Source organism: Arthrobacter sp. FW305-BF8 (assembly GCF_021789315.1).
Taxonomy (GTDB): domain Bacteria; phylum Actinomycetota; class Actinomycetes; order Actinomycetales; family Micrococcaceae; genus Arthrobacter.
Genome location: NZ_CP084561.1, coordinates 1213121 through 1239512 on the forward strand (window position 1 = coordinate 1213121; position 26392 = coordinate 1239512).

At 65.7% G+C, this 26392-nt stretch carries 24 protein-coding genes; 17 read left to right on the top strand and 7 right to left on the bottom strand.

Annotation, left to right across the window (positions count from 1 at the left end; all coding sequences use genetic code 11):
• Window positions 1-42 precede the first annotated feature (42 nt).
• Window positions 43-591 carry a TetR/AcrR family transcriptional regulator gene (locus tag LFT45_RS05420; RefSeq protein ID WP_111902914.1) on the top strand — a complete coding sequence of 183 codons (549 nt, stop codon included), beginning with the start codon at window positions 43-45 and terminating at the stop codon, window positions 589-591.
• Window positions 592-647: 56 nt separating this feature from the next.
• Here LFT45_RS05420 and LFT45_RS05425 read toward each other — a convergent pair whose 3' ends face one another.
• Entirely contained in the window at window positions 648-2342 is a 1695-nt protein-coding gene (locus LFT45_RS05425; RefSeq protein WP_236807275.1) for a sensor histidine kinase, read from the bottom strand.
• A gap of 101 nt (window positions 2343-2443) precedes the next feature.
• On the opposite strand from LFT45_RS05425, the gene LFT45_RS05430 reads away from it, so the two are divergent.
• A complete protein-coding gene (locus LFT45_RS05430; RefSeq protein ID WP_236807277.1) occupies window positions 2444-3199 on the top strand; it encodes a response regulator transcription factor in 756 nt (251 codons plus the stop codon).
• Window positions 3200-3216: 17 nt separating this feature from the next.
• On the opposite strand, the gene LFT45_RS05435 is transcribed toward LFT45_RS05430, so the two are convergent.
• Both LFT45_RS05435 and LFT45_RS05440 read right to left on the bottom strand, forming a co-directional pair.
• Entirely contained in the window at window positions 3217-3642 is a 426-nt protein-coding gene (locus LFT45_RS05435) for a very short patch repair endonuclease (protein ID WP_236807279.1), read from the bottom strand.
• A 26-nt stretch (window positions 3643-3668) separates the two neighbouring features.
• Entirely contained in the window at window positions 3669-4103 is a 435-nt protein-coding gene (locus tag LFT45_RS05440; protein WP_236807281.1) for a pyridoxamine 5'-phosphate oxidase family protein, read from the bottom strand.
• Between the two features lie 204 nt (window positions 4104-4307).
• On the opposite strand from LFT45_RS05440, the gene LFT45_RS05445 reads away from it, so the two are divergent.
• The 3 genes from LFT45_RS05445 to LFT45_RS05455 all read left to right on the top strand — a co-directional run bounded on the left by LFT45_RS05445 (window position 4308) and on the right by LFT45_RS05455 (window position 7882).
• Window positions 4308-6077, top strand: coding sequence for a purine-cytosine permease family protein (locus tag LFT45_RS05445; protein WP_236807283.1), 1770 nt, complete (start codon window positions 4308-4310; stop codon window positions 6075-6077).
• 446 nt (window positions 6078-6523) lie between these two features.
• Window positions 6524-6946 (top strand): DUF6318 family protein, encoded by a 423-nt coding sequence (locus tag LFT45_RS05450; protein WP_236807285.1) that lies wholly within the window; start codon window positions 6524-6526, stop codon window positions 6944-6946.
• 489 nt (window positions 6947-7435) lie between these two features.
• Window positions 7436-7882, top strand: a complete 447-nt coding sequence (locus LFT45_RS05455) for a PKD domain-containing protein (RefSeq protein ID WP_236807287.1) — start codon at window positions 7436-7438, stop codon at window positions 7880-7882.
• Between the two features lie 47 nt (window positions 7883-7929).
• Here LFT45_RS05455 and LFT45_RS05460 read toward each other — a convergent pair whose 3' ends face one another.
• Window positions 7930-8940, bottom strand: coding sequence for a patatin-like phospholipase family protein (locus LFT45_RS05460; protein WP_236807289.1), 1011 nt, complete (start codon window positions 8938-8940; stop codon window positions 7930-7932).
• A gap of 314 nt (window positions 8941-9254) precedes the next feature.
• On the opposite strand from LFT45_RS05460, the gene LFT45_RS05465 reads away from it, so the two are divergent.
• The 9 genes from LFT45_RS05465 to LFT45_RS05505 all read left to right on the top strand — a co-directional run bounded on the left by LFT45_RS05465 (window position 9255) and on the right by LFT45_RS05505 (window position 19172).
• Window positions 9255-10328: an alkene reductase gene (locus LFT45_RS05465; RefSeq protein WP_236807291.1), complete on the top strand. Its 1074-nt coding sequence runs from the start codon at window positions 9255-9257 to the stop codon at window positions 10326-10328.
• A 145-nt stretch (window positions 10329-10473) separates the two neighbouring features.
• Complete coding sequence (locus LFT45_RS05470) at window positions 10474-11205, top strand: GntR family transcriptional regulator (protein ID WP_236807293.1); 732 nt, start codon at window positions 10474-10476, stop codon at window positions 11203-11205.
• Window positions 11206-11486: 281 nt separating this feature from the next.
• Window positions 11487-12482: a sugar phosphate isomerase/epimerase family protein gene (locus tag LFT45_RS05475; RefSeq protein ID WP_236807294.1), complete on the top strand. Its 996-nt coding sequence runs from the start codon at window positions 11487-11489 to the stop codon at window positions 12480-12482.
• 61 nt (window positions 12483-12543) lie between these two features.
• Complete coding sequence (gene dhaL, locus LFT45_RS05480) at window positions 12544-14319, top strand: dihydroxyacetone kinase subunit DhaL (RefSeq protein ID WP_236807296.1); 1776 nt, start codon at window positions 12544-12546, stop codon at window positions 14317-14319.
• Window positions 14316-14798, top strand: a complete 483-nt coding sequence (locus LFT45_RS05485) for a ribose-5-phosphate isomerase (protein ID WP_003804524.1) — start codon at window positions 14316-14318, stop codon at window positions 14796-14798. Before dhaL ends, LFT45_RS05485 begins: the two co-directional genes overlap by 4 nt.
• Window positions 14799-14800: 2 nt before the next feature.
• Window positions 14801-15769, top strand: a complete 969-nt coding sequence (locus LFT45_RS05490; protein WP_236807298.1) for a 3-hydroxyacyl-CoA dehydrogenase family protein — start codon at window positions 14801-14803, stop codon at window positions 15767-15769.
• A 172-nt stretch (window positions 15770-15941) separates the two neighbouring features.
• A complete protein-coding gene (locus LFT45_RS05495; RefSeq protein WP_236807300.1) occupies window positions 15942-16709 on the top strand; it encodes an SDR family NAD(P)-dependent oxidoreductase in 768 nt (255 codons plus the stop codon).
• Window positions 16710-16868: 159 nt separating this feature from the next.
• Window positions 16869-18272 carry an MFS transporter gene (locus tag LFT45_RS05500; protein ID WP_236807301.1) on the top strand — a complete coding sequence of 468 codons (1404 nt, stop codon included), beginning with the start codon at window positions 16869-16871 and terminating at the stop codon, window positions 18270-18272.
• Between the two features lie 120 nt (window positions 18273-18392).
• Window positions 18393-19172 (top strand): triose-phosphate isomerase family protein, encoded by a 780-nt coding sequence (locus LFT45_RS05505; protein WP_236808995.1) that lies wholly within the window; start codon window positions 18393-18395, stop codon window positions 19170-19172.
• 14 nt (window positions 19173-19186) lie between these two features.
• Here LFT45_RS05505 and LFT45_RS05510 read toward each other — a convergent pair whose 3' ends face one another.
• The 3 genes from LFT45_RS05510 to LFT45_RS05520 all read right to left on the bottom strand — a co-directional run bounded on the left by LFT45_RS05510 (window position 19187) and on the right by LFT45_RS05520 (window position 21249).
• The gene (locus LFT45_RS05510; protein WP_236807304.1) at window positions 19187-19891 is read right to left on the bottom strand and encodes a hypothetical protein; all 705 of its coding nucleotides are present in this window, start codon (window positions 19889-19891) and stop codon (window positions 19187-19189) included.
• Window positions 19888-20874 carry a hypothetical protein gene (locus LFT45_RS05515; protein WP_236807306.1) on the bottom strand — a complete coding sequence of 329 codons (987 nt, stop codon included), beginning with the start codon at window positions 20872-20874 and terminating at the stop codon, window positions 19888-19890. Before LFT45_RS05515 ends, LFT45_RS05510 begins: the two co-directional genes overlap by 4 nt.
• A gap of 78 nt (window positions 20875-20952) precedes the next feature.
• A complete protein-coding gene (locus LFT45_RS05520) occupies window positions 20953-21249 on the bottom strand; it encodes a hypothetical protein (RefSeq protein ID WP_102973246.1) in 297 nt (98 codons plus the stop codon).
• Between the two features lie 136 nt (window positions 21250-21385).
• On the opposite strand from LFT45_RS05520, the gene LFT45_RS05525 reads away from it, so the two are divergent.
• The 3 genes from LFT45_RS05525 (at window position 21386) to LFT45_RS05535 (ending at window position 26369) form a co-directional block, all read left to right on the top strand.
• On the top strand, window positions 21386-24034 hold the full coding sequence (locus LFT45_RS05525; RefSeq protein WP_442863599.1) for a Tex family protein: 2649 nt from the start codon (window positions 21386-21388) through the stop codon (window positions 24032-24034).
• 75 nt (window positions 24035-24109) lie between these two features.
• A complete protein-coding gene (locus tag LFT45_RS05530; RefSeq protein WP_236807308.1) occupies window positions 24110-25939 on the top strand; it encodes a gamma-glutamyltransferase family protein in 1830 nt (609 codons plus the stop codon).
• Between the two features lie 109 nt (window positions 25940-26048).
• The gene (locus LFT45_RS05535; protein WP_236807310.1) at window positions 26049-26369 is read left to right on the top strand and encodes a hypothetical protein; all 321 of its coding nucleotides are present in this window, start codon (window positions 26049-26051) and stop codon (window positions 26367-26369) included.
• Window positions 26370-26392 lie beyond the last annotated feature (23 nt).

Consider the following 26392-nt stretch of genomic DNA (forward strand, 5'->3'; position numbering starts at 1 on the left):
CGGACGTATGGCGAGGAGATTGCGGCGACCGGTGCTGCCAGGATGCACGAACGAATCGTCAGCGCGGCCTACGACCTCTTTGCCCGGCGTGGCGTCCGGGACGTCGGCATCAATGAACTCATCAGCAGTTCCGGCGTCGCGAAGGCCACCTTCTACCGCCACTTCGCTTCCAAGGACGAGCTCGTCCTGGCGTTCCTCGAGAAGCGCGACCAGGTGTGGACCCTTAACGCCATCGTGGGGGAGGCCAGGCGCAGGGCGGACACCCCCGAACAACAGCTGCTGGCCATTTTCGATGTCTTCTCCGACTGGTTCCATCGCACGGACTTCGAAGCCTGTTCCTTCATCAACGTGCTGCTGGAAATGGGCGCCTCGCATCCGCTGGGACGCGCCAGCATCGACTACCTCGCCAAGATCCGAGGTCATGTGAAGCAGCTCGCGGACGAGGCCGGGCTGCAGCGGACCGATGACTTCTCCCGGTCCTGGCACATTCTCATGAAGGGCTCGATCATCTCCGCGGCAGAGGGCGACCTTGACGCGGCCCGGCGCGCCCGCCGGCTGGCCGGCTGGCTTATCGAGGACCACCGTGCGTAACCCGCAGAGGACGCGGCCACCCGGCAAACGCCCCGCAAAACGCCGCGGGCAAGAGCTCAGTTCTGCACCGGCACCGCAAACGTAAACGTGGTGCCTTTCCCCACTTCGCTGCGGAGCGAGACCCGGCCGCCGTGTGCTTCCACGATGGCCTTGCTGATGGACAGCCCGAGTCCGACGCCGGGGATCGCCGAATTGCGGACGGCTGCGGACCGGAAGAACTTGGCGAAGACCTCCTCCTGGTCCTGCTGGCTCATCCCCATGCCCGTATCGCTCACGCTGCACATCATGTGGCCGTCCTCGGCGCGCAGCGACACCACCACGTCGCCGCCGTCGGGAGAGTATTTGATGGCGTTCGATACGAGGTTGTCCAGCACCTGCGAGATGCGTGCTGCGTCGATGTGGGCCTCCAGCGTCTCCGGGGCTTCGGCCCGCAGGTGGATGCCGGATTCCGCCGCCCGCGGCAGGGCGGCGGTGACGCTGGTGCGCACCAGTTCAGCCATGTTCACGGCCTTCGGGGAGACGAGCAGCTGGCCGTTGCGGCTGGACAGCAGGTCCGAGACCAGCGTGAGCAGCCGCTCCGAGTTCCGCCGGATGATTTCCAGGGTGCCGCGCTGGGAGTCGGCGAGGTCGTCGTCATCGTCGTCCAACATAAGCTCGACGTAGCCAAGAATCGAAGTGAGCGGCGTCCGGAATTCGTGGGAGACGTTGGAGACAAAATCGTCCTTGGCAGCCAGGGCGTTCACAAGCTCGGTGACGTCGCTGAACACAATGACGGAGCCCGCGAAGTTCCCGTCCTGGTCCTCCATAGGCCTCGCGCTGGTGGAAATGGCACGCTGGTCGGCCCCTGCCCCGAGCCACACGAGGTAGTCGGTGAACTCCTCGCCGAGAATCGCGCGCCGGACGGGCCGCTGGTCGACGGGGACCAGGGTTGTCCGGTCGGCGGAGAACACCAGCAGTTGGGACTCGTTGGGATCTTCGATGGTAGGCGGCGAAGCCAACTGGTGATGCTGGCGCTGCTTGCGGTTCATCAGGATGTCGTTGCCCTGCGCATCGACGGCGAGGACGCCCAGGTGCACCGTGTCCAGGACCGTATTCAATAGCCGTTCCTGGCGCTTGCTGTCGGTCAGCACGCCGCGGAGCTGGGAGTCCTTTTCCTCCAGGTCGCGCTGCTGCTCCTCCAGGTCCCGCTGCTGCCGGACCATGCTGAGCGTCATGACGGACACGGTTACGCCGATGCCCAGCATCATCACGGGCAGCAGGAAGGAGCGCGATAGGTCTTGCCCGGAGACGGCGCCCCGCAGAAACAGCGGCACCCAGATGATTGCCAGGGGGCCGAAGAACGATATTGCCACCGCCGCTTTGGGAAACAGCCCGGACGCACATAACCAGATGACCGGAAAGACCGCCATGAGGCTGAGTCCCGTCAGGCTGTCCTGGCCGCCTTCCCTGCCCAGGCAGATCGACACCAGGTCCAGGAGCGGTACTACCAGGAATGCCGGATACGGCAGTCGGTGCCAAGGCACGGCGTAGCAAAGGATCAGTATTACTGCCTGTGACAGCAGAAAGCTGATGAAAAGGGGATTGAGCAGCGTTTCAGGGAAGAACGCCAGAATGAGAAAAGCTGTGATTCCTGCCGTCACGGAAAGCGGCATTTGGCTCAGCATCACCCTGCCCCGCAGGGAGTACTCGTGGAAGGGCTTGCGGAAGAGCAGGATCCGGCCGGAGGAATGTTTCCAGGCGATACTGCTCATGGGCGCGGGTCCATCCGGACGGGGCGTGAGAAACGCATAGGAGCAGGATATCCGCCGGGAGCTATACTGCAGACGGGATGTAGCGGGCTGAGGGGGCTGCGATGGGTGATACACGCGTGGGACTGGTCATCGAGGATGACCACGACATTCGCGAATTGGTGCGCGTTGTTCTGACGCAGGCCGGTTTTGACGTGCGCGCCGCAAGCAGCGGAGCCGAGGGCGTACTTGCCGCCAAGGAACTGGACCCTGCGGTCATCACGCTCGACCTCGGGCTGCCGGACATCGACGGCTTTGAAGTCGCCCGGCAGATCCGCCAGTTCTCCGACGCCTACATCGTCATGCTCACAGCCCGTGCCGAAGAGCTGGACACCCTGATCGGGCTTGAGTCGGGCGCGGATGACTACCTCACCAAGCCGTTCCGTCCGCGCGAGCTGCGTGCCCGCGTTGCGGCCATGATGCGGCGTCCGCGTTCGACGCCGGATCTCGCCGAAGAGGCCGGCTCGCCGTCCGCCGCCGGGCATGAGGGGCGGAAGTACACCCACAACGGCCTGGACCTGAGCTACGAATCCCGGACTGTTGCTGTCGACGGCCAAGAGTTGAGCCTGACCCGCACCGAGTTCGACCTGCTGCATGCGCTGCTCGAGGCGGGCCGCATGGTCCGTACCAAAGCGGATCTGGTGCGACGCCTGCGGGACGAACCGTACGACGTCGGAAGTTACATCAGCGAGGCGGATGAGCGGTCCGTTGAGGTGCACATGGGCAACCTGCGGAAGAAGCTCGGCGATTCCGCACAGAATCCGCGCTGGCTGCAGACTGTTCGCGGCGTGGGCTACCGGCTGGCTCCGGCCGAGAGCTGAGCCCTGCTTAGTGTGGGTCAGCCCGCCGAGAGGAACAGCTCAAGCTTTTTCTCGACGGCGGACATGTCCCTGAGTTGGCACTCCCAGACGGTGAGTACTTCCCAACCATCGTTTTCGAGCTGCCGGCGCTGGCTGGCGTCGCGGTCCCGCGTGCGGGTGCGTTTGGTTTCCCAGAATTCGGCGTTGGCCTTGGGGGCGTGCTGGCCCACTTTGCAGTCGTGGAAGTGCCAGAAGCAGCCGTTGACGAAGATGACCTTGCGCCGGCCGGCGAAGACGAGATCCGGGTTGCCGGGCAGTTTGAGGCCGCGCGAGGCGCCGTGCAGGCGGTACCGGTATCCCTTGGCGTGGAGGAGGCTGCGCACCAGCAGTTCGGGTTTGGTGTTCTTGCCCCGGATCCGGGACATGTTCCAGCTGCGCTGCTCAGGGGTCAGCCGGTCCGCCATGTTTCCAGTCTAGGCCGGGAGCCCCGCTAGAAATCGCGCTCCGGCTGCTCGCCAAACTGGAAGTGCCGGCCGCTCACGGAGCCGGGATCGATCTCGACGTAGAAGTCCTTCAACGTGGGCACCCAGGATGCCAGCCCCAGCTCTTCGGCCTCGGCAATCTCGGCTGACTTGCTCAGGACACGGGCTGTGCCGCGGAGCACCACCGACCAGGCCTGGTCCGACATGATGCCGTCCGTCTCGAACAGGACCCTGTCATTGATGGTCACCTGCGCGAGCTTGTTGCCCGGGGCCGTCCGGAAGTACAGCTTCCTCCGGCTGGTCACATAGTTGACGGGGAAGATATCCGGCTCGCCCGCCACAGTCACCACCAGGCGGCCGTGCCTGGTGCCCTCCAGAAGCTGCCAGCACTGCTCTTCATCGAGGACCAGGATGGGATCGCCGTCGGTGTGGGTGAACATCATGCACTCCATTCTTCTACGACTTGTAGAAAAACGATAGGGGTATGGACGGATTTTCCCAGCAACCGCTGTGGTGCGCTACGGGGTAAGGCTGGATTTGAGGGGCGCTTACGACTCTTTACATCGCTGTAATACAGCCGGAACCGGGCTGTCGCACGGTGTGACTAGCGTCGGCAGGGACAAATTGGTGACGAAAGCGGATGCCTCATGACTAATGACCTGAAGGACAGCGAACTGACGGACAGCCCGGGCGGTGGTGGCGCCGTCGGACGTCCCGCCGTCGGGCTGAAGACCACGCGGCCACGGGTGGGTGGCAACGCAGCGGCCGCCTACACGGATGCTATGAGCGCCACGAAGGAAAGCCTGGAGGATTACACGCTCAGGTTCGCACCGCGCTCTTACCGCAAGTGGAGCGCGGGCGTGGTGGCGACGAGCGCGCTGGGAGGCATTGCCTACCTGGCTGATTTCTCGATTGGGGCCAATATCGGGATCGCCTACGGCACGGTGAACGCAATCCTCGGAATTGCTGTGGCCGCCGTGATTATTTTCGCCACGGGTTTTCCACTTGCCTATTATGCGGCCCGCTACAACATAGATCTTGACCTGATTACCCGCGGTTCCGGGTTCGGCTACTACGGCTCAGTGGTGACGAACGTGATTTTCGCAACTTTCACGTTTATCTTCTTTGCGCTCGAGGGGTCGATCATGGCGCAGGGCCTCGAACTGGGGCTGGGAATTCCGCAATGGTTGGGTTACGCCGCGTCCACGATCATCATCATTCCGCTCGTCATTTACGGGATGAACACCTTGGCCAAACTCCAGGTCTGGACCACACCCCTGTGGCTGCTCCTCATGGTGGTTCCGGTCGGCTACCTGCTGGTGTCCCACCCCGGCAGCATCGATGACTTCTTCGCGTACACCGGGAATTCGGGTGCTGCGGGCACCAACCTGGCCTCGGTCATGCTGGCCGCCGGCGTCTGCCTGTCGCTGATGGCGCAGATCGCGGAACAGATCGACTACCTGCGGTTCATGCCGCCCAAGACCGCCGAAAACAAGGGCGCGTGGTGGCGTGCCGTCGTCCTTGCCGGGCCGGGCTGGGTTCTGTTCGGCGCCCTCAAGCAAATCGTGGGCATGTTCATCGCCGTCTACCTGATCGCCAAGCTGGATCCGGCAGCCTCGGCCACGGCGAATGAGCCAGTGCACCAGTTCCTCGGCGTCTACGAGGAGATGATGCCGGCCTGGCTGGCGATGAGCCTCGCGGTGGTGCTGGTGGTCATTTCCCAGATCAAGATAAACGTCACCAACGCCTACTCCGGCTCGCTGGCATGGACCAACAGCTTCACCCGCGTGACCAAGACCTACCCCGGGCGCATGGTGTTCGTGGCGGTGAACCTGCTGATTGCGTTGGTCCTGATGGAAGCGAACATGTTCGACTTCCTCAACACAATTCTGGGCTTCTACGCCAACTGCGCCATGGCCTGGGTGGTGACGGTGGCCTCGGACATCGCCATCAACAAGTATCTGCTGAAGATCTCACCCAAGACGCCCGAGTTCCGGCGCGGCATGCTGCATGCGGTGAACCCGGTGGGATTTGTGTCCATGCTGGTTTCCGCCGGGGTGTCCATCGCAGTGTTCTTCGGTGCCTTTGGCTCCGGTATCCAGCCGTACTCACCGATCTTCGCGGTGGGGCTGGCCCTCGTCCTGCCGCCGGTTCTGGCCGTCCTGACCAAGGGCAGGTACTACCTGCGCCGCGCGGATGATGGCATTGACCTGCCGATGTTCGACGCCGACGGGAACCCCAGCGACGCCAAGCTGCTCTGCCATGTGACCGGGATTGATTTCGAACGCCCGGACATGATGCGCTCTGCCCAAGACGGGCCCGACGGTGAACCCCAGTATGTTTCGTCGCTCGCCTTGTCGACGGATAAGACGGGGGAGCTAGTTCTGCCGGCGCAGCGCGGGGGCGCAGCGGTGTAGTGCCGTGTAGAGGGTGAATGACGCCATGATCAGGAATGAAGCGGGTCCGGTGACGTTCTTACCGGGCCCGCTTTGTGTTGTGCCGCGGGGGCGCTTGGTTGCTGACAAGGCTGTGGATAACTTTGAGCTGGAAGGTGTGATCTCGGTTACCCTTTAACCATTGTTCGGACACAGATGTCTTGAAACCTATCCGGGGGGATTAGCGCATGACTTCTCGTACCTGCATTTCTGAACGCCTATGTCTGCCTCTAGTCTCCGCCGTCGCCGTGTCCGTCATTGCGCTTAGCGGCTGCAGCGGCGGCGGGGACCCGCAGGCTGGTCCTACCGCTACGGCCGTGGTGTCGCCAGCCCAGTCCGCTTCTGCCACACCTAGTGCCACTCCAACGCCCAAACCGACGCCGATATACAAGCCTGCCGACGCCACGGGAAGAGCGCAGAACGTCCCCGTGCCGGTTAAGCCAGCCTTGGCGGACAAGAATACGAAAGAGGGGCTGGAGGCGTTTACGAAGTATTGGTACCAGACGCTGTCTTACGCGTACGAGACAGGCAACACGTCGCTGCTCCTATCCCTCAGTGGTCCAAGCTGCCGCTTTTGCAGCGGACTAGCAGAGGGACTAAAAGCTGCATGGGAGGGGACTCAATGGGTGGCCGGGGGAAAAATAGATACTCCCTCGATCAAAGGAAAGTATGTCCCCAGGGCAAAGAGTCAGCAGGCTACCGTTCAGGTCATTCAGACAGAAATTGCCATCTACAAGGCTCCTGGAAAGCTTCTCCAAACGGTTACGAAGGAAACGAACACTGCGAGTCAGGCAGTAGTCACGTTCAACGCTAAGGGCTGGAGCATTACCGACCTCGGCTTAATCCGCTAGATCATGAAATCGCACACCCGCGCGCTTATCTTGACTCTCTGCGTGGTGGCTTTTGTGTTTCCCGCATTAGCAGTCGAGGCGAAGGATCGCATCGAAGTCGGATACGAGGATAAAGGAATTGAGCTTGGCGCTACCGACTGGATCCGCGACGAGGATACGGGGGAGATAGTTCCCGCCCCGCCAGGCCATGTCAATGAAGACCCGAACCAATACAACGCCTTTCCACAGTGCCAGGTGGATGACGGCAACCTAGCTATTGATTGCTTGGCAAGCCAGCGCGTATGTCCACCGAGAGCTGACGGAAAGCCCGGCGTTCCGGTGATCTGGAAGGTTGCCCCTAGGGCGGTGGCCAACCCCAATTGGACTGACTGGCAAGGAAATGGCGGGGGCCCCACGTGCCTTTATGACAGGAGTCCTGAAGACCTTCTGCCCCGAATCGCGGCCCGCATCCAAAGAGAATTCGATAGGCTGCCCGTCATCCCGGGAACATTGACGGCGCAGCCCAGCCCGCATACTCTCCGTGGCGCCGACACCAACTTCTACGCCAAAGCCACAGAGCAGCCGTTCGACATCACCATCCTTGCCCAGAAAATTCACATCATCGCCAAGCCTGTCCAGTACCGCTGGGACTATGGCGACGGGACATCGCTCGGCCCCACCACCACCATGGGCGGCCCGCTCCCGCAGGACCGCTGGGGTGAGAAGACCCGGACCAGCCACGCCTACGCAGCGACCGGCGACTTCAGTGTCGTCCTCACCACCTACTTCCAGGGAACCTACTCCGTAAACGGCGGGCCGGATCTTCCCATCCCCAATCAGGGCCAGTTCAGCTCACCAGCCCAGACGATGAGCGTTTGGCGCTCAATAACGCGCAATTACGCGGACGACTGCCTGACCAATCCGCGGGGTGAGGGCTGTCCGGGTTCGGCTGGATGAAAGGTCGGCGGGCGTCACGCCCGCCGAGTCGACTGAGTTCCAGAGCATCATCTCCAGAACTCGGTGAGCTGTTCGGCAAGGGCTTTGCCCTGGTCGTAACCAGCTCGAGCAGCGGGCGGACGCAGAGATAGATCCATCGCGTTAGCGCCAAGCATGTGCTCGGAGTTGCTGTCCGGGAAAATCGTCTCGACTCTGCTGCCGCTTGCGAGCAGCTCGTCGCACTGTGTCGCGAGGTGCATACCCCAGTCCACCGGCGTCCGCGATTTGCCTCCGAATGGCGAGAGCACCAATACCCGCCCGTAACCGGCTGCCAAGTCGGCATTATCCGCGTTGGTTCGGTAGCCGCCGTCGATGTATCGGCTGTCGCCGATCCTGTAGGCGAAGCCACTGGCACAGCTTGCGGCGATGGCGTCCACCAAGTCGACGCCGCTATGGCGGTCGAACACGGCGGGTTCACCGGTTTGGGCATCGACGGCAGTGATGAGCATCCGCCGTCGCGGCCACAGCTGACTGGGGAGCCGGGCGGCGACGGTAGCGCGCCACCGTGTTTGCCCGGAGCCGTCCGACGCCGCATCCATGTCGAGTGCCGCCGCGCCCATTCTGCGTCGCATGTCGGCCGCATCCTTGGCGGCGGCGATGATTGCGCTCGTTCTCTCCATGTGCTCGGTCACCGGCCTGATCGGAACGCGTCCACCGCCGGATCCGGCCGGACCGGTCTGTTGCTGGGGTGCCGCGGCGAGGATCGTGGCCAGCAGTTCCATCGGGGGCGCCCCAGCTATCTGTGCCGCGGCCGTCGATCCGGCCGACGTTCCGATGACCAGATCAGCGCCGGTTACGTCCAGCCCGGCCTCGAACAGGCCGGCGATGACGCCAAGCAACCACGCGTTGCCTGTGGATCCGCCGCCACCGAGGACCAAAGCTCGCTCGCCCGCGGCGCGCGCCGGCTTTGGGGCGTTGACTTGGGGCTGATTCTGGCCCGACTTCGGTTGCTCGGGCCGCGGCCGGTCGGAGGCCGTCATCGAGGTGGAGTGCGCAGTTGAAGAAGGTGTTGCGGTCATGGGAGTCGCCTTTCGCGAATTGCCTGTGAAGGCGCTCCCGGTGGCGACTAGCTCAGTCGCGCGATCGTGGACTGCAGGGGAGCACCCGTTGCGGATACTGCGTTCATGGGTCTCACCTCCTGCCGATAGATCACGATCACGGGAATAATCGCACACTTGTGTCGCGGTGCGCAATGGGCACAAGCCAGCTGCAGAAGCGCTGACGAGCGCGCCGGCCGGCCGCGTGGGCTGGTGAACTCCGCCACACCCGGAATAGTTGCACGCGCTAGGCAGTTACAGCTGATGAACCTGATGCATTCTGAAAGGAACTCCGCATGCTGTTTTCCCCGCTGACTCTCGGCGAGCTCGAACTTCCCAACCGCCTCGTCATGGCACCGCTGACCCGTGTCCGTACCGGCCAGGAAGGCGTCCCCGGCCCGCTCGTGGTGGAGCACTACCGCCAGCGTGCCTCGCTCGGCCTGATCGTCAGCGAGGGAATCTACCCCAGCCCGGCTGGCCGCTCCTACCCGGGTCAGCCCGGGCTGGCGACCCCCGAGCAGATCGCCGGCTGGAAGAAGGTCACCGACGCAGTCCACGCCGAGGGCGGCCGTATTTTCGCCCAGATCATGCACGGCGGACGCGTTTCGCACGAGGACATCAACGGCGGCCACCGCGTCGTGGCCCCCAGCGCGATCGCCGTCGAAGGTGAGACGCGGACCTACAAGGGCAAGCAGCCGCACCCGGTGCCGCGCGAGCTTTCAACCGACGAGCTGCCCATCGTCCGCGAGGAAATCGTCACCGCGTCCCGCAACGCGGTTGAGGCAGGGTTCGACGGCGTTGAGCTGCACTCCGCCAACGGTTACCTTCTCCACGAGTTCCTCGCGCCGAACACCAACGTCCGCACCGACAGCTACGGCGGCTCGCCAGAAAACCGCGCCCGCTTCGTCATTGAGACGGTGAACGCCGTCGTGGAGGCGCTCGGTGCCAACCGCGTCGGCATCCGGATCTCGCCCGAACACAACGTCCAGGGCATCGAGGAGACCGATGCCGCCGACGTCCGGGCAACTTACGATGTGCTGGTCAACTCCATCGCCCCGCTGGACCTGGCCTACCTGAGCATCCTGCACGCCGACCCGACCGGCGACCTGGTCCAGGACCTGCGGTCACGCTTCAACGGTACGTTCCTAGTCAACACCGGCTTCGGCGTCATCACCACCCGCGAGGAAGCACTGTCTCTGGTCGCAGACGGTCACGCGGACGCCGTCGTGGTGGGCCGGCCCGCCATCGCCAACCCGGACCTCGCCCGCCGCTGGCGCGAGGGCCTGCCGCTGAACGAGCCGGATCCGTCCACGTTCTACGGCGAGGGCGCCAAGGGCTACACCGACTACCCGGTGTACCAGCAGGCCTAGCCCTGGCACTGCTCCGTCCGAGCCGCTTTAGTAAGCACTGGAACCGCCCGTTCGCCGGGCGGTTCCAGCGGTTTAACCGCGCCCGAAGCGTCATCCGCGGGACTAGCTTGCGGTCTTCCCTGAGGCGTCCCTATAGGATCTGATCATGCAAAAAGCGTCCAACGGCACCCGCGCCGGGAACCGGCCCGAGGATCAGCCCGGGGGCAAGGGAGGCAGGACCGTGAGCCGCCAGGTCCTGGCAGATCACGTGTACGAGGAGCTGCTGGCCTCGCTCATGGACGGCAGGCTGGAACCCGGCGCCGCCGTCAGTATCGATGGAACCGCCCGGGAACTGGACGTGTCCCCGACCCCCGTCCGCGAGGCACTGGCCCGCCTGGAACACACCGGCATGGTCCGCAGGGTGGCGCTCAAGGGTTACCGCGTGGCCCCCGTGTTCACCCGCGAGGATTTTGCGGATCTGATGGAGGCCCGCCTCGCGATCGAGCCGGTCAACGCCCGCCTGGCCTGCACGCGCCTGAACCCGCACCGTCTCGCCGAGCTTGAGCAGACAGTCGCCGATCTGAAGTCGGCGCCGCGCGGCCCGTCCTTTGCCGAGTACAAGGACTACCTGGAGGCGGATGAGCGCTTCCACCAGCTGATCGCCCAGCAGACCGACAACCAGTTCCTCCTGGGTGCCTACGCCGCCCTCGGCGGACAGGTCCAGCGCTTCCGGCTTTTCGGGGGAGTGGGGATCACCGACGCCGAGAATGCGATCGCCGAGCACCAGTCCGTCCTGGACGCGTTGTCCAGCGGCGATCCCGAGAAGGCCGGAGCCGCCATGGCCGCCCACATTCAGAAGGTCCGCGAACGCGCCATGGCGGACGCCCCGGAGGAGTAGCCCGCGCACGCGAAGCAAAAGGCCAGCGCACCCTAAAATAAGTAGCAGCAGAGGGCGTTCCCAGAGTTGGGAACGCCCTCTGCTGCTACTTAGTGGGGGGAGGCGTAGCGTGGAACATGCACCGAACTTCACGTCCGAGGCGTGACCCCCTTCACACGCAGGACCCATCCCTATAGGATCTTCGATGGCTGGGAGTCAACCGCGCCGAGAGGTGTGACCTTGACAACTCCTACCGGATAGTAAATCCTATAGGAAACAGGATTCCACAAGGGAGTGAAGACATGGCTTACACCGCCGACAACTGGCCCATCACCGCGGCCCTGCTGCAGTTTCCGGGCGTCGACGCCCACGGCACCCACATCAACGACGCCGACGCCTCCGCCTGGGCCGAGGTGTTCACCGAGGTCAAGGAAGCCGGCTTTGCCAACGCCGACCTCACAGACAGCTGGGTCCGTCCGGGCGACCTGAGCAAGGACCGCCTGGCCGAATTCAAGCAGACGGCTGGCAGCGTCGGCATCGGCATCCCGGTCATCTCCGCCATCCGCCGGAGCATCATCGAGGAGGGCAAGTGGGAGGACAACCTGGCCTACAGCCACCGGACCATTGACGCCGCCGCTGAGCTCGGTTGCGAGGTCGTCTCCTTCGGCCTGCACCAGGCAATCACGCCGGAACAGCAGAAGCACCTCTGGTTCTGGACCGTCGAAGGCTACAAGGACCCGGCAGGGGACAAGGAAGCCTGGAACAACGCCGTCGCCCGTTTCCAGGAACTGGGCCGGCACGCCGCGGAGGTGGGCGTCCTGCTCTCGCTGGAGATGTACGAGGACACCTACATCGGCACCGCCGACTCCTCCGTGCAGTTCGTCCAGGACATCGGCCTGTCCAACGTCGGCCTCAACCCGGACCTCGGCAACCTGATCCGCCTGCACCGGCCCATCGAGGACTGGCGGGAAATGGTGGCGAAAACCCTGCCGTACTCCAACTACTGGCACATGAAGAACTACATCCGCGACGAGGACGTGGCCCGCGACATGTACGTCGCCATGCCCGCCCCCATGGAAAGCGGCCTCATCAACTACCGCGAGGCGTTCAAGGTCGCACTCTCCGTTGGCTTCCAGGGCATCCTGTGCACCGAGCACTACGGCGGTGACGGACTCTCCGTGACGGCCTCCAACCAGGACTACCTGCGCCGCCACGTGCTGCCCAAGAAGGCCGGCTACGCCCTCGGCCAGAGCCAGGTGGCGCAGGGGCGGCAGCAGCCCGCCGCGGTCGCACGCTAGGGGCGCCAGCCCCCAACAGACCAGCAGAACTGTTCAACCAACCCGGATTCAATGAGGAACCATGACTCAGATCTTCGACAATCCCGCTGATTTCGCAGATGAGGCGCTGGACGGCTTCGTCGCCGCCAACCGCGGCTATGTTGCCCGCGTGGACGGCGGCGTCGTCCGCTCCACCGAAATCCCTGCCGGCCAGGTGGCACTTGTGGTGGGCGGCGGCTCCGGCCACTACCCGGCCTTCGCGGGTCTGGTGGGCCCCGGCCTTGCCGCCGGCTCCGCGTGCGGCAACATGTTCGCCTCGCCGGCTGCCGGCCAGGTCTACCGCGTGGCTAAAGCGGCAAACGCGGGCGGCGGTGTGCTGCTGAGCTACGGCAACTATGCGGGCGACGTGCTGCACTTTGGCCAAGCACAGCTCCGGCTCAACGCCGAGGGCATCGAGACGCGCACAGTGCTGGTCACGGACGACATTGCCAGCGCTCCGCTGGACCAGATCGAGAAGCGCCGCGGCATCGCCGGTGACCTGACGGTCTTCAAGATCGCAGGCGCTGCAGCCGAGGCCGGCCTGAGCCTGGACGAGGTGGAGCGCCTCGCCATCAAGACGAACTACCGCACGCGTTCGCTGGGCGTCGCCTTCGACGGCTGCACCCTTCCCGGCGCGTCCGAACCGCTGTTCCATGTTCCGGCCGGGCAGATGTCGCTGGGCCTGGGCATCCACGGCGAACCGGGCATCTCCGAGCACCCCATGCCCACCGCCTCCGAACTCGCCGAGCTGCTGGTGTCGCGGCTGCTTGAGGACAAGCCGGACGACGCCGGCAGCCGCGTGGTCGCCATCGTCAATGGCTTGGGCACGGTCAAGTACGACGAACTGTTCCTCCTCTTCGGCAAGGTCGAAAAGCTCCTCAGCGCCGCCAACCTGACCGTCGTGGAACCGGAGTGCGGCGAACTCGTGACCAGCCTGGACATGTCCGGTCTCTCGCTCACCCTGCTGTGGCTCGACGACGAACTCGAGCAGCTCTGGGCCGCGCCGGCCGATACGCCGGCTTTCCGCAAGGGCAACCTCGCGCCGCGCGCCCGCCGGGAAGTCGTCGGTACAGAAGCCACAGCCGACGAGGACAACGAAAAGGCAACCGAGGCGTCCGCCAACCTGGGCCGGCTGGCAGCCGCCGTCCTCGCCCAAGTGCGGGACGTCGTCGTCGAACATGAGGCGGAACTTGGCGACCTGGACGCGATTGCCGGAGACGGCGACCACGGCATCGGCATGCGCCGCGGCGTTGATGCGGCCGCAGCGGCCGGTGAACAGAACGCGGCAGCCGGCGCCTCGGCTGAACGCGTGCTCACCGCGGCAGGCGAGGCCTGGAGCGAGCGAGCCGGCGGAACCTCGGGCGCGCTGTGGGGGACGGCCGTGATGGCCGCCGGACTCGCGCTGGGCAACCGCGATTCGTACGCCGCCGGGGACGCGGCTGCCGCCTTGACCGCCTTCAGCAACGCCATCACCGACCTCGGCAAGGCGGAGCCGGGGGACAAGACCATGGTGGACGCCCTCCTGCCGTTCCGGGACGCGTTCAAGGAAGCGTTCGACGGCGGGGCCTCCCTCAGCGGTGCCCTCACCGCCGCCGCTGCCGCGGCCACCGAAGCAGCCCGGCAGACCGCGGACCTGCGACCCCTCAAGGGCCGCGCCCGCCCGCTGGCTGAAAAGAGCCTCGGCCACCCGGACCCCGGTGCAGTCTCATTTGGACTGATTGCCGAGCGCGTGGCCACCTACCTCGCATCTGATGCAGCCGATTCCGCAGCGGCCGCGTCCCACATGGCCTCGACGGCCGGAAAAGGAGCAACGGAATGAGCAACACAGAAGGCTGGCGTATTGTCATCGGCAACGATGAGGCCGGCGTCGAATACAAGGAAGCACTGAAAGCCCTGCTGGAGGCGGACCCCCGCGTTGCCTCCGTCGAGGACATTGGCGTCGCGGCCAACGACTCCACCGCGTACCCGCACCTTGCCGTCGCAGCCGCCCGCAAGGTGGCCGAAGGCGAAGCAGACCGTGCACTCTTGATCTGCGGCACCGGCCTCGGCGTGGCCATTGCCGCCAACAAGGTCCCCGGCATCCGCGCCGTCACCGCGCACGACAGCTACTCCGTGGAACGCTCCGTCCTCAGCAACAATGCCCAGGTCCTCACGATGGGCCAGCGGGTCATCGGGCTGGAACTTGCCAAGAAGCTCGTGGGCGAATGGCTGGAGCACCGCTTCGACGAAAACTCCTCCTCCGCCGCCAAGGTGGACGCCATCTGCTCGTACGAACCCGACTACACGAAGGCCGACTGAACATGACCGAAACACCCACCAGCTCACGCAAGTTCGCCGTCGTCGGATCCGGCTACATGGGTGGCGGCATCGCCCAGGTCCTCGCCCTTGGAGGGGCACGCGTTGCCCTCGCTGACGTATCGGCCGAGGTGGCGCAGAAGAACTACGAGCGACTGCTCACCGAGTCCGACCAGTTCGTGGCCGACGGACTGTTTCCCGAAGGGTCCACCGAGATCCTGAAGCAGAACCTCTGGGCCGCGAAGGACATCGAGGAAGCCGTGGCGGACGCCGACTTCATCGAGGAGGCCGTGCCCGAGATCATCGCCATCAAGCACGAGACCCTGGCCCGCATCAGCGCCGCCGCCCGGCCGGACGCCATCATCGGCTCCAACACCTCCACGATCTCCATCGCCGAGCTCTCGCAGCCGGTCGCCAACCCGGAACGCTTCCTCGGCGTGCACTTCTCCAACCCGTCGCCGTTCATCCCCGGCGTGGAGATCATCCCGCACGAGGGCACGTCCACCGAGACGGTGTCCGCCGTCCGTGATCTGGTCCACTCCGCCAACAAGGAGACGGCCGTGGTCAAGGACGTCACCGGCTTCGTGCTGAACCGCCTGCAGTACGCGCTCTTCCACGAGGCAGCGCAGCTGGTGGAACAGGGCATCGCCACGGCGGAGGACGTGGACACCTTGGTCCGCACCACCTTCGGCTTCCGGCTGCCGTTCTTCGGCCCCTTCGCCATCGCCGACATGGCCGGCCTGGACGTCTACAACTTCTGCTACAAGTCGCTGCAGACCGACTTCCCGGAGCGCTTCGCCACCCCGAAGATCCTCACGGACCTCGTGGAGGCGGGCAAGCTGGGCACCAAGACCGGCGCAGGTTTCCTGAATGTGCCGGCCGAGCGCACCCCGGAGCTGATCGCCTACCGCAACAAGGCCTACGTCGCCATGCAGAAGCTCATCGAGGAACTCGGCCCGGCACCGATCAACTAAGGGCGCCGCCCAACTAAAGGCGCCGGTCAGCTAGCGCCATTCAACTAAGCACCACGGCAGGTGGGCGCTGCCCCCGGGCAGCTGCCCTCCTGTTGTGCTGCCCTTTTCGCCGGGCTGGGCGGGCCACACCCGTGCATGAACCCAGTCCAGCAAACGATTTAGGAGCATATCCATGAGCACTTTTCCGTCCGCGCGCACGGCCATCGTCACCGGAGCCGTCTCGGAACGCGGCATCGGCCGAGCCACCGCCAACTACCTTGCGGAGCAGGGCTGGAACATCGGCATCATCGACCTCGACGACGCCCTCTGCCAGGCCACGGCCAAGGACATCACCAGCCAGTACGGCGTGAAGGCCCACGGCGTGGGCGCGAACGTCGCAGACGAGGCATCGGTCCGGGCAGCCATCGACTCCATCGAGGCCGAACTGCCGCAGATCGTGGCCCTCGCGAATGTGGCCGGCGTCAGCTCGCCGGTCCCGTACCTGGAACTCGACGCCGCCGAGTGGGACCGCGTGCTCAACATCAACCTCAACGGCGTCCACTACGCCACCCGCCGCGTCGCCGAATCCATGGCGAAGAACCGGATCGGCCGCATCGTGAACATCTCCTCCGTCTCCGCCCAGCGCGGCGGCGGGACGTTCTCCAAGACCCCGTATTCCGTGGCGAAGGCCGGCGTGATCGGACTGACCCGCTCCACGGCCCGCGAACTGGGGGAGTACGACATCACGGTCAACGCCATCTCGCCTGGACCAATCGACACCGACATCATGGGCGGCACCCTGAGCCAGGAACGCAAGGACGAACTGGTCCGGGACCTCGTGGTCAACCGGGTCGGATCCACGCGGGACATCGCCGCAGCCATCGCCTTCCTCATCAGCGAGGACGCCGGATACATCTCCGGCCAGACGCTGAATGTGGATGGCGGCCTCTACATGCACTAGGAAGGACAGCCATGCTTCGCTCCTTGACCAGGGAACGCAAGATCTACCTCGCCATCGGCGTCCTCGCCAGCCTTGCCGGCGTACTGCTCATCGCCTTTTCGCTCTGAGAATTTCAAACCAACAACTGATTTGCTCACTTTTACTCAAAGAGGAGTTTGAATGACTGTCACCAAACCATCCACCACGAAGGAGTTGCTGGACTCGCCGGTCCTCAAATCGGCCATCTCCAAGGCATCCTTCCGGCTCATGCCGATGCTCGTCATCCTGTATGTCGTGGCCTTCCTGGACCGCACCAACGTGGGCTTCGCCGAGGCCGCCCTCGAAGCGGACAAGGGCATCAGCGCGGGCGCCTACGCGCTCGGTGCCGGCATTTTCTTCATTGGCTACGCCCTGTTCGAAATCCCCAGCAACCTGCTCCTGACCAAGTTCGGCGCCAAGGTGTGGCTGGCACGCATCGCCGTCACCTGGGGCATCGTCTCCGCCTGCTTCGCCTTCGTGCAGGACGAGACCTCCTTCGTGATCCTGCGCTTCCTGCTGGGCGTGACCGAGGCCGGGCTCTTCCCGGGCGTCATCATGTTCCTCGCCGCCTGGTTCCCGAACAAGGTCCGCGTCAAGATGTTCGCCATCTTCTATCTGGCACAGCCTTTCTCCCAGATGATGGGCGCCCCGCTGTCCGGCTGGCTGATCAACATCGGCGACCAGGTTCCCGGCGTCCAAGGCTGGCAGGTCATGTTCTTCGTCGAGGGCATGCTCGCCGTGCTGGCCGGCATCGCCGCCTTCTTCTTCCTGATTAACAGCCCGCAGGACGCCAAGTTCCTCAACAAGGACGAGAAGAAGGCGCTGCTGGACGTCATGGCCCTTGAGGACAACGTCAAGGAAGAGTCCGGCCCCCGCGGTGTCCTCGCAGCCATGAAGAACGGCCGCGTCTGGTACTTCACCGTCATCTACTTCTGCCTGCAGATCGCCGTGTACGGCGTGACCTTCTACCTGCCCCAGCAGGTGTCGCAGCTGACCGGGCAGAAGGTCGGCCTGGCCGTCGGACTCATGGCCGCCATCCCGTGGTTCTTCGGCATCTTCGCCTGCTACTTCATCGGCAAGGCCGCCAACACCGTGATCCGGCGCCGGGTCTGGGGCACCGGGCTGTTCATCTCCACAGGCCTGTGCATCTTCGGCTCCGCCTGGGCCGGCGCCAACCACCTCCCGGCGCTGGGCATCGTGTTCATCACCCTCGCGGTGTGCAGCTTCCTCTCCATCGGCCCCATCGCCTGGTCGTATCCGACGGCGTTCCTCACCGGAACTGCCGCCGCGGCGGGCATCGGTCTCATCAACTCGCTGGGCAACCTGGGCGGCTTCGTGGCCCCGATCCTGCGGACCACCGTGAACCAGGTGACCGCCTCGGACACCGGCACCATGGGCGTCTACGCCCTCGGTGTACTGCCGTTCCTCGCCGCGGTCATGATGATCGGTACCCGGAAGTTCAAGAACAAGGCCGACGACCTGCTTGAAACCAGCGCCACCGGAACGGCTGGCACTGCCAAAGATCAGGCACTGCTGGAAAAGTAGTCAGCAGCAAACACAGGCGCAGCACCCCAAGTAGCCCCAGCAAAGGCAGGAAGTTCCGTGACGCAGCTTAACCAGGCCATCAAAGACCCCGGCACGATTTTCGTCGGCGTCAGCACCAAGATGTACCTGGGCTACCGGGACAGCCTGCGCTGGCTGGATGAACTGCGCCAACAGGTGGATGCCCGCCCGGCCCTCGTGGCCGGGCGGGTGGTCCCGTTCGTGATTCCGTCCTTTCCGATGCTCCCGGCGGCAGGGGAGATCATTGCCGGGACGCCGCTGGTTTTGGGTGCCCAGAACTGCGGCTGGGCCGACGGCCCCTGGACGGGTGAGCTCTCGCCGTCGCTGCTCGCCGAACTAGGCGTGGGACTCGTGGAGATCGGGCACGCCGAGCGGCGGCGGCACTTCGGCGAGGATGACGCCATGATCGCGCTGAAGGTCAGGGCAGCAGACGACGCCGGTGTCACCCCGCTGCTGTGCGTGGGGGAGGAGTTGCTCGCACCGGAGGCCACCTCGAATACCGGAGCAGCCGACGCCGGCAGTACGGGCGGCGCGGAAGATGCCGCCCGGTTCGTCTACGGACAGATCGAGGCCGCGGTCGGCGGGGACTGGGACCTGGCCGCACGCCTGGTCTTCGCCTATGAACCCGTCTGGGCCATCGGCGCCGCCGAGCCTGCCAGCGCGGAGTACGTGTCCGCCGTCGTCCGTGGTTTGCGGGAGCTGCTCGGCGTCCACGGACTGCAGCACGTTCCCGTCATTTACGGAGGCTCGGCGAAACCCGGTCTGCTGCCCACACTGAACGGCGTGTCCGGGCTGTTCCTCGGCCGGTTCGCGCACGATGCCGCGAACTTCGGAAAGGTGCTTGATGAAGCCCTGTCGCTGGCTGACGGCACCACGGCCTAGCCGCATCCAGGAACTCAGGGAGAGGGTTGGCTCTCCACCACTTCCGGAGGAATTGCGGACGTCGGCACGTCGGCAGTAGTCGGCTGCGGCGACGGCGGATCGGTGGTCGGTTCCGTCGGGTCAGGGCTTGGGACGTCAGTGGTCGGCGTGGGGTCCGGCGTCGGGCCGGGATCGGTCGACGTCGTTGGCTCCGGACTCGGCGTGGCCTTTCCTGACGTGGTGGTCCCGTCGAGGTAGACGATTGCGACTGGTTTCTCCTGTTCCGAGCGCAGCACCACTTCCGCCTTCTTTCGGCCGATATCGCCCGGTTTGTAGGAGAATGTGATAGTGCAGGTTTGGCCGGAACTGAGGGCAACGCCGCTGCAGCTGTCGCTGATTATCGCGAAGGACTGCTCTCCTGTCAGCATCGAGAGGCTCACGGAAGAAATGGACAGGCCGTCCTTGCCTGCCTTCACCTCCAACGACTCGACTTCCTCGGTTTGCGCATCAGCCGGCGCGGTGAAGGCCAGGGTTTTCGGCGGCGGTGCGCCCTGGGGCACGGGCATGCCGGTGGGCTCGGGCTGGCCGGAGGGCCACGGCTGGACGACGCTCCCTGTGGGCTGACCGCCGGCGATGAGCGTCACCTGGCTTGAAGCTTGGCCGGGATCGCAGCCGCCGAGTCCCAATGCCACGGCCATGGCGCCGCAGAGGAAGAGCAGAGCTGGAGCAGGAGTCATCATCGCGGGACACCTCCGGGGGCAAATTCAAGGCGGATGTCCGGGCTGTCAGCCAGGACAACAGCTGTTCCCGCTTCCCGGGTCCAGCCCTCCGACAGCAGCAGATATTTCCCGCCGGCGGTCATGATGAGCCGCAGCCCCGTGTATTTGAAGCGGTAGGCTGCGTCACCGCTCGCCACCGTTTCCTCCACCACCGGCCGGGAGAGGGCGAGCGACTGCTTGCTGAAGACCGTCACGAGTGGACGCTTGCCCAGGTCGCGGACAATATCAAGGGCCCGGTTGCTGCCCAGCGCGGATGCGAACTGTGCCGAGGCCCAGAAGAGATTCAGGACCACGATGGTGACAACCAGCCAGTAGCAGCGGTACTCCCACCGCGGGATCCCGGTCCGGGGCGGCAGTTGCCGCGCACCGTAGAGCCGGCGAAGCAGGAAGAACCCGAAGGTTGCCACCGCAAGCCCTCCGCCCTGGAGAAATGAGGGCACCAGATAAGGGGACACGAACTGCACCTGGACGAACATTGCCCAGACTCCCAGTGCCGCAGCGGTAGTGCCGGCGGCAAGCGCTGTGATTGCCGCCCATCGGAGCAAGGGGAACGCGCGTCCACGCCTTCGCAGCCCGGAGACGCCGGCGTGCAACAGGAGGGCCGCGAGGACGAGGAACAGGATTGCCGCCGCGGGGATATAGATGGCGTCGATGCTTCGCAGCACGTAATCGCTGGTGGTCAGTCCGAGGATGGTGTGGTCGACGCCGAAGTGGGCGAGCCGGGAGCTCGTGTATGTCCAGCCGAACACGAACAGCAGCCCTGTGACCGCTGACAGCGCCGGAATGGCCACGCCCAGCCACTCCAGGAGGCTGTGGCCCGCACTTGCAGGTGGGAGGGGTTCCGTGGTGCCTGCTGCCTGGCGAAGTGCTGCGTCCGGAACAGGGCTGCGGCGGGGATCGCGGGCGGTTGGTCGCCTTCCTGCGCGTAAACGCTGGTTTCTCATGGGCAATCACCACACCCTGGGATCTGATGAGGTCCGTTCATGTTGTCCTTCCGGCGGCATCGGCGGAGGCGAACAGTCCTAGAGGAATGCCTCGCGGCCCGTCCCTTCGCTGAGCACGAGTTCGCCGTCTTCTATGGACACCAGGAGGCTTCGTGGCCTGCCGTGGAGTTTCATTTCCGCGCTGAGATTGCGGCTGGTGACTTCGACCCCCACCGTTGCGCCCTTTGCCGGCAATTCGACGGAAACTTCCTCGGCCATGCCCAACAATTCCCGTGTGGTGACATCGCGGTCGTACCGGGCCTCCTTGCCGTTGACCGTGATGGCAACCTCATCCTCGTTGAAGCCGTCCTGAAGAATGATGAGCAGTTCCTGCATGATGCGCCGCCTCAGTCGATGACCCCCAATGCATAAAGTCACTACACCACTTAAGGGCGGCGGTGGGTAGTGCGGTTTGCTCCGTGCGCCGACCCGTGGTCGCCCCGATTCCGGGTGCGTAGGGCAAAATGTTCTGGTGACCCAACAGCCGCAGCACCCCGCCACGCCCTCGCCCACCCCCGCCACCGACGCCGGGACAAAGCCGAAGGACACTCCTGCATCCGGGACGGTCGGCGTCCCCGGCCCGGACGGTGTTGCCGCCCGCATAGCGGAACAGATCGCCGCCGAGCTCGGCGTGAAGGCCTGGCAGGTGAAGGCAGCCGTGGACCTGCTCGACGGCGGATCAACCGTTCCGTTCATCGCCCGCTACCGCAAGGAAGCCACCGGGACGCTCGACGACGGCCAGCTCCGCGAGCTCGACGAGCGGCTGCGCTACCTCCGCGAACTTGAGGACCGCCGTCGTGCTGTCCTGGACGCGATCGCCGCACAGGGAAAGCTGACCCCGGAGCTCCAGGCCGCCGTCGTGGCCGCCGACACCAAGTCCCGGCTGGAGGACATATACCTGCCCTTCAAGTCCAAGCGGCGCACCAAGGCGCAGATCGCCCGTGAGGCCGGGCTGGAACCGCTCGCGGACGCGCTGCTCAGGCGCCCGGACCTTGACCCCGAGCGCGAGGCAGCGAAGTACCTGAACGCGGAGCACGCCGTCGACGACGCTGCTGCGGCGCTCGCCGGTGCCCGCGCCATCCTCGTGGAGCGCGTCGCCCAGGACGCCGACCTTGCAGAGAACCTGCGTGAGCGGCTGTGGACGCAGGGCCGGATGGTGTCCCGGGTGAAGAAGGGCAAGGAATCCGAGGGGCAGAAGTTCGCGGATTACTTCGAGTTCTCACAGGCGCCGTCAGGAATGCCGTCGCACCGCGTGCTGGCGCTGCTGCGCGGTGAGAAGGACGGGGTGCTCGAGCTGGACCTCGCCGAGGCGGAACCGTCCGACGACGACGCCCTCGCCGCCGCGCGCGCCCGTTACGAATCTGCCGTGGCCCGGTTCCTCGGGGTCGCCGACCGTGGCCGGCCCGCCGACTCGTGGCTGCTTCAAACCGCCCAGGTGGCATGGCGTTCCCGGGTTCTTGCGCGGCTGACGGCCGACCTGCGGGGACGGATGTTCGCTGCCGCGGAGGACGAGGCCGTGCGTGTTTTCGCCGCCAACCTGCGGGACGTTCTGCTGGCCGCGCCTGCCGGAAACCGCTCCACCTTGGGCCTGGACCCCGGCCTGCGGACCGGTGTGAAGGTTGCCGTGGTCGACGGAACCGGCAAGGTGGTGGCCACGGACACCGTCTATCCGCACGCGCCGGCGCGCAAGTGGGACGAAGCCCTGGCGACGTTGACCCGGCTGGCACGGCAGCACGCCGTCGAACTCGTGGCCATTGGCAACGGAACGGCGTCCCGCGAAACGGACAAGCTTGCGGCCGAACTGATCAAGCAGCTCTCCGCGGCTGCCGGCTCCGGGACTGGTGCTGGGTCCGGGACTGGTGCGGCGGCGCCGCAGAAGCTGGTGGTGTCCGAGGCCGGCGCGTCGGTGTACTCGGCGTCCGCCCTGGCCGCCGCTGAACTGCCCGGCATGGATGTGTCGCTGCGCGGTGCGGTGTCCATTGCCCGGCGGCTGCAGGATCCGCTGGCCGAGCTGGTGAAGATCGATCCGAAGTCGATCGGCGTGGGCCAGTACCAGCACGATGTCACGGCCGCGAAGCTGGACCGCAGCCTGGATGCCGTGGTGGAGGACTGCGTGAACGCCGTGGGCGTGGACGTGAACACGGCATCGCCGGCGCTGCTGAGCCGCGTGGCCGGCGTCGGGCCGCTGCTGAGCGAGAACATCGTGGCATACCGCAACGAAAACGGTCCGTTCGCCAAGCGCAGCGAGCTGAAGAAGGTGCCGCGGCTGGGCGCTAAGGCGTTCGAACAGTGCGCCGGGTTCCTGCGGATCACGGGGGGAACAGAGCCTCTGGATGCCTCCAGCGTGCACCCCGAGGCGTACTCGGTGGCGCGGAAGATCCTGACTGCGGCGGGTGTTAGCCGTGGTTCCGGCGCTTCCGGAGGCGCAGCCGGGCTCGCTCCGCTTGCTGATGCCGGGCAGCTGAATCCTGCTGACTTTGTGGACGGCTCGTTCGGACTGCCCACCGTCCAGGACATCATCGCCGAGCTCGAGAAGCCCGGACGCGACCCGCGTCCGGCGTTCAAGGCTGCAGCGTTCTCCGAGGGCATCGAGAAGATCTCCGATTTGAAGCCGGGCATGGTCCTGGAAGGAACCGTCACCAACGTCGCCGCGTTTGGCGCGTTCGTGGACGTGGGGGTTCACCAGGACGGGCTGGTTCACGTGTCCGCCCTCGCCAACAGGTTCGTCGCCGATCCGCGCGAGGTGGTCAAGTCCGGCCAGGTGGTGCGGGTCAAGGTGCTTGAGGCTGATCCGGAGCGGAAACGCATCTCCCTCACGCTGAGGCTCGACGACGAACCGGCCGCTTCCGGCGACCGGACCGCTGGGGGACGCTCGGCTGGGGGACGCCCGGGTGGCGGACGGGACCGCGCTGCAGGCGGCGACCGGGACGGCGGCCGGAACCGGTCGGCCACTCCCGGCCAATCTGGCGGCAAGCCCGGGGCACGCCAGGGGAGTCCTTCGGGGCAGGCTGCGGAAGCCCGCGACAGCGGAAAGCGGCAGACGCAGCAGTCCAACCTAAGGCCACCTCAAGCGGATACCGCCATGGCCGAAGCACTGCGGCGGGCCGGCCTGGGCAAGTAAGCAGCCCCACTGGCGGAGCGTGTCGCGGGCGCCGTATCCCGGAAGCGCCGGAAACCGGTGACTACAGTAGCCCCTATGAGTTTTACGAGGCCGGCGACTTTTACCACCCGTCCTACGCTGCGGGGCACGTTCGGCATGTCGGCGTCTACCCATTGGCTCGCCACCGGCACTGCGCAGGCAGTGCTGGAGCGGGGCGGCAACGCGTTCGACGCGGCCACCGCCGCCGCGTTCGTGCTGCATGTGGTGGAACCGCACCTCAACGGGCCCGGCGGCGACATGACCGGTGTCTTCAGCACGGCAGAGGAGCCAGGGAAACCGGTGGTCCTGATGGGCCAGGGCCCCGCTCCGGCGGGCGCGACGGTCCAACACTTCCGCGCGGAGGGCCTGGAACTGGTGCCCGGCTCAGGTGCGCTGGCCGCTGCAGTCCCGGGCGCCGTCGACGCCTGGCTCTTGCTGCTGAGGGACCACGGAACGTGGGAACTGGCCGAAGTCCTGGATTTCGCCATCCGGTATGCGCGCGACGGCCACCCGGTGCTGGCACGCGTCTGCAGCACGATTACAGCCGTCGCGGGGCTGTTCCGGGAGCATTGGCCCACGTCTGCCGACCTCTGGATGCCGGAGGGGCGGATCCCCGAGGAAGGCGAGCTGATCCGGAACCCGGCGCTTGCCCGCGCCCTCCAGAAACTGGTCCAAGCCGGTGCGGGGCTCGGCGAGGCGTTCGCCGCAGCGCCGGCGCACACGCGGGAGGAACGCATCGATGCCGCCCGCAGGGAATGGAGCGGGGGCTTCGTGGCCCGCGCTGTGGCCGAAAGCGTCCGAACACCGCACCGACACTCGTCCGGGACCGACCACAGCGGCGTCATGACGATGGGCGACATGGCCGGGTTCCGGGCGTCGTACGAGGACGCCGCAACGCTCGAGTTCCGCGGCCACACCATCGCCAAGACCGGCCCGTGGGGACAGGGGCCGGCACTACTGCAGACGCTCGCGATCCTGGCCGGCTTCGATGACGATCACCTCGACCCGTCCACCGAGCTCGGGGCGCACACCATCCTGGAGGCGCAGAAGCTCGCGCTGGCGGACCGTGAGGCTTACTACGGCGACGCTGATGTCCCACTCGATTACCTGCTGTCGGAGGAGTATGCGGCGTCACGGCGGAAGCTGATCACGGAAGATGCGTCGCACGACTTCCGTCCGGGCTCCGTCCCCGGCCGTGAGCCGTACATTCCCACGCTCCGGACCGAGTACGTCCCGGCCTCTGCAGGTGTTGGCGAACCGACGCTGGCCGAAGCGGCCGTGGCGGCCAACGGGGAAACCCGCGGCGACACATGCCACATCGATGTGGTGGACCGCTGGGGCAACATGGTGTCGGCCACGCCATCCGGCGGCTGGCTGCAGTCGTCCCCGGCGATTCCTGAGCTCGGATTTTGCCTGGGCACGCGGTTGCAGATGACGTGGCTTGAGCCCGGAACGCCGTCGACGTTGACGCCGGGCAAGCGACCGCGGACCACGCTGACGCCGACGCTGGTGTTCCGCGATGGCGTTGCTGTGTCTGCGCTCGGCTCGCCCGGCGGAGACCAACAGGACCAGTGGCAGTTGCTGTATCTGCTGCGGACCATCGTCGGCGGATACTCTCCACAGCAGGCCATCGACGCGCCGGCGTTCCACACGACGTCGATGCCCGGATCCTTCTGGCCGCGCACCTGGGAGCCTGGCGGCGCCGTCGTCGAGGACCGATTGGGCGATGACGTTATCGCCGGGCTCGAGCGGCGGGGACACCGGATCACCAGGGCAGGCGACTGGACGCTGGGACGGCTGTCCGCCGTCGTGCGTGATCCCGGGACCGACGTGCTGCAGGCTGCCGCCAACCCTCGGGGTGCGCAGGGATACGCGGCGGGGCGGTAGGGACGCAGCGTTCTTTCGCTAGCGTTCCCCTGGAGGGGCGGTGAATATTCGTGTCCGCCGGCGGCGGGGCGGGGTTTCTGGTGTGGCGATTATCTGCAAGGCTGGGGTGATGAACTACTTCCTGGAGTACACGATTCCCGCTGCCCCCGACGACGCTGAATTCGAGTTTCCACATGACGAGATTCGGCCTGGGACCACTATCCCGCTCTCGGAGACCAATGCCGAGGTAGTCCACACCCCCGAGCTTCCGGCCCGCACCGGAATCATCGGCGCCACCGTGCCTGAGGCGAAGCTCGAAGCCGAGCAGCTCATCACCCACAGCCGCGCGACGGAGGCGTCCCTGTACGAGGACCCCTCGAATTCGCTGCAGGCCGGGGTTGGAACTCTCGTGGCCACCTTCACGGAAGGCAGTGGCTGGCAGGACGCCTAGCCGCTGTAGGTTTTCGCTCCACC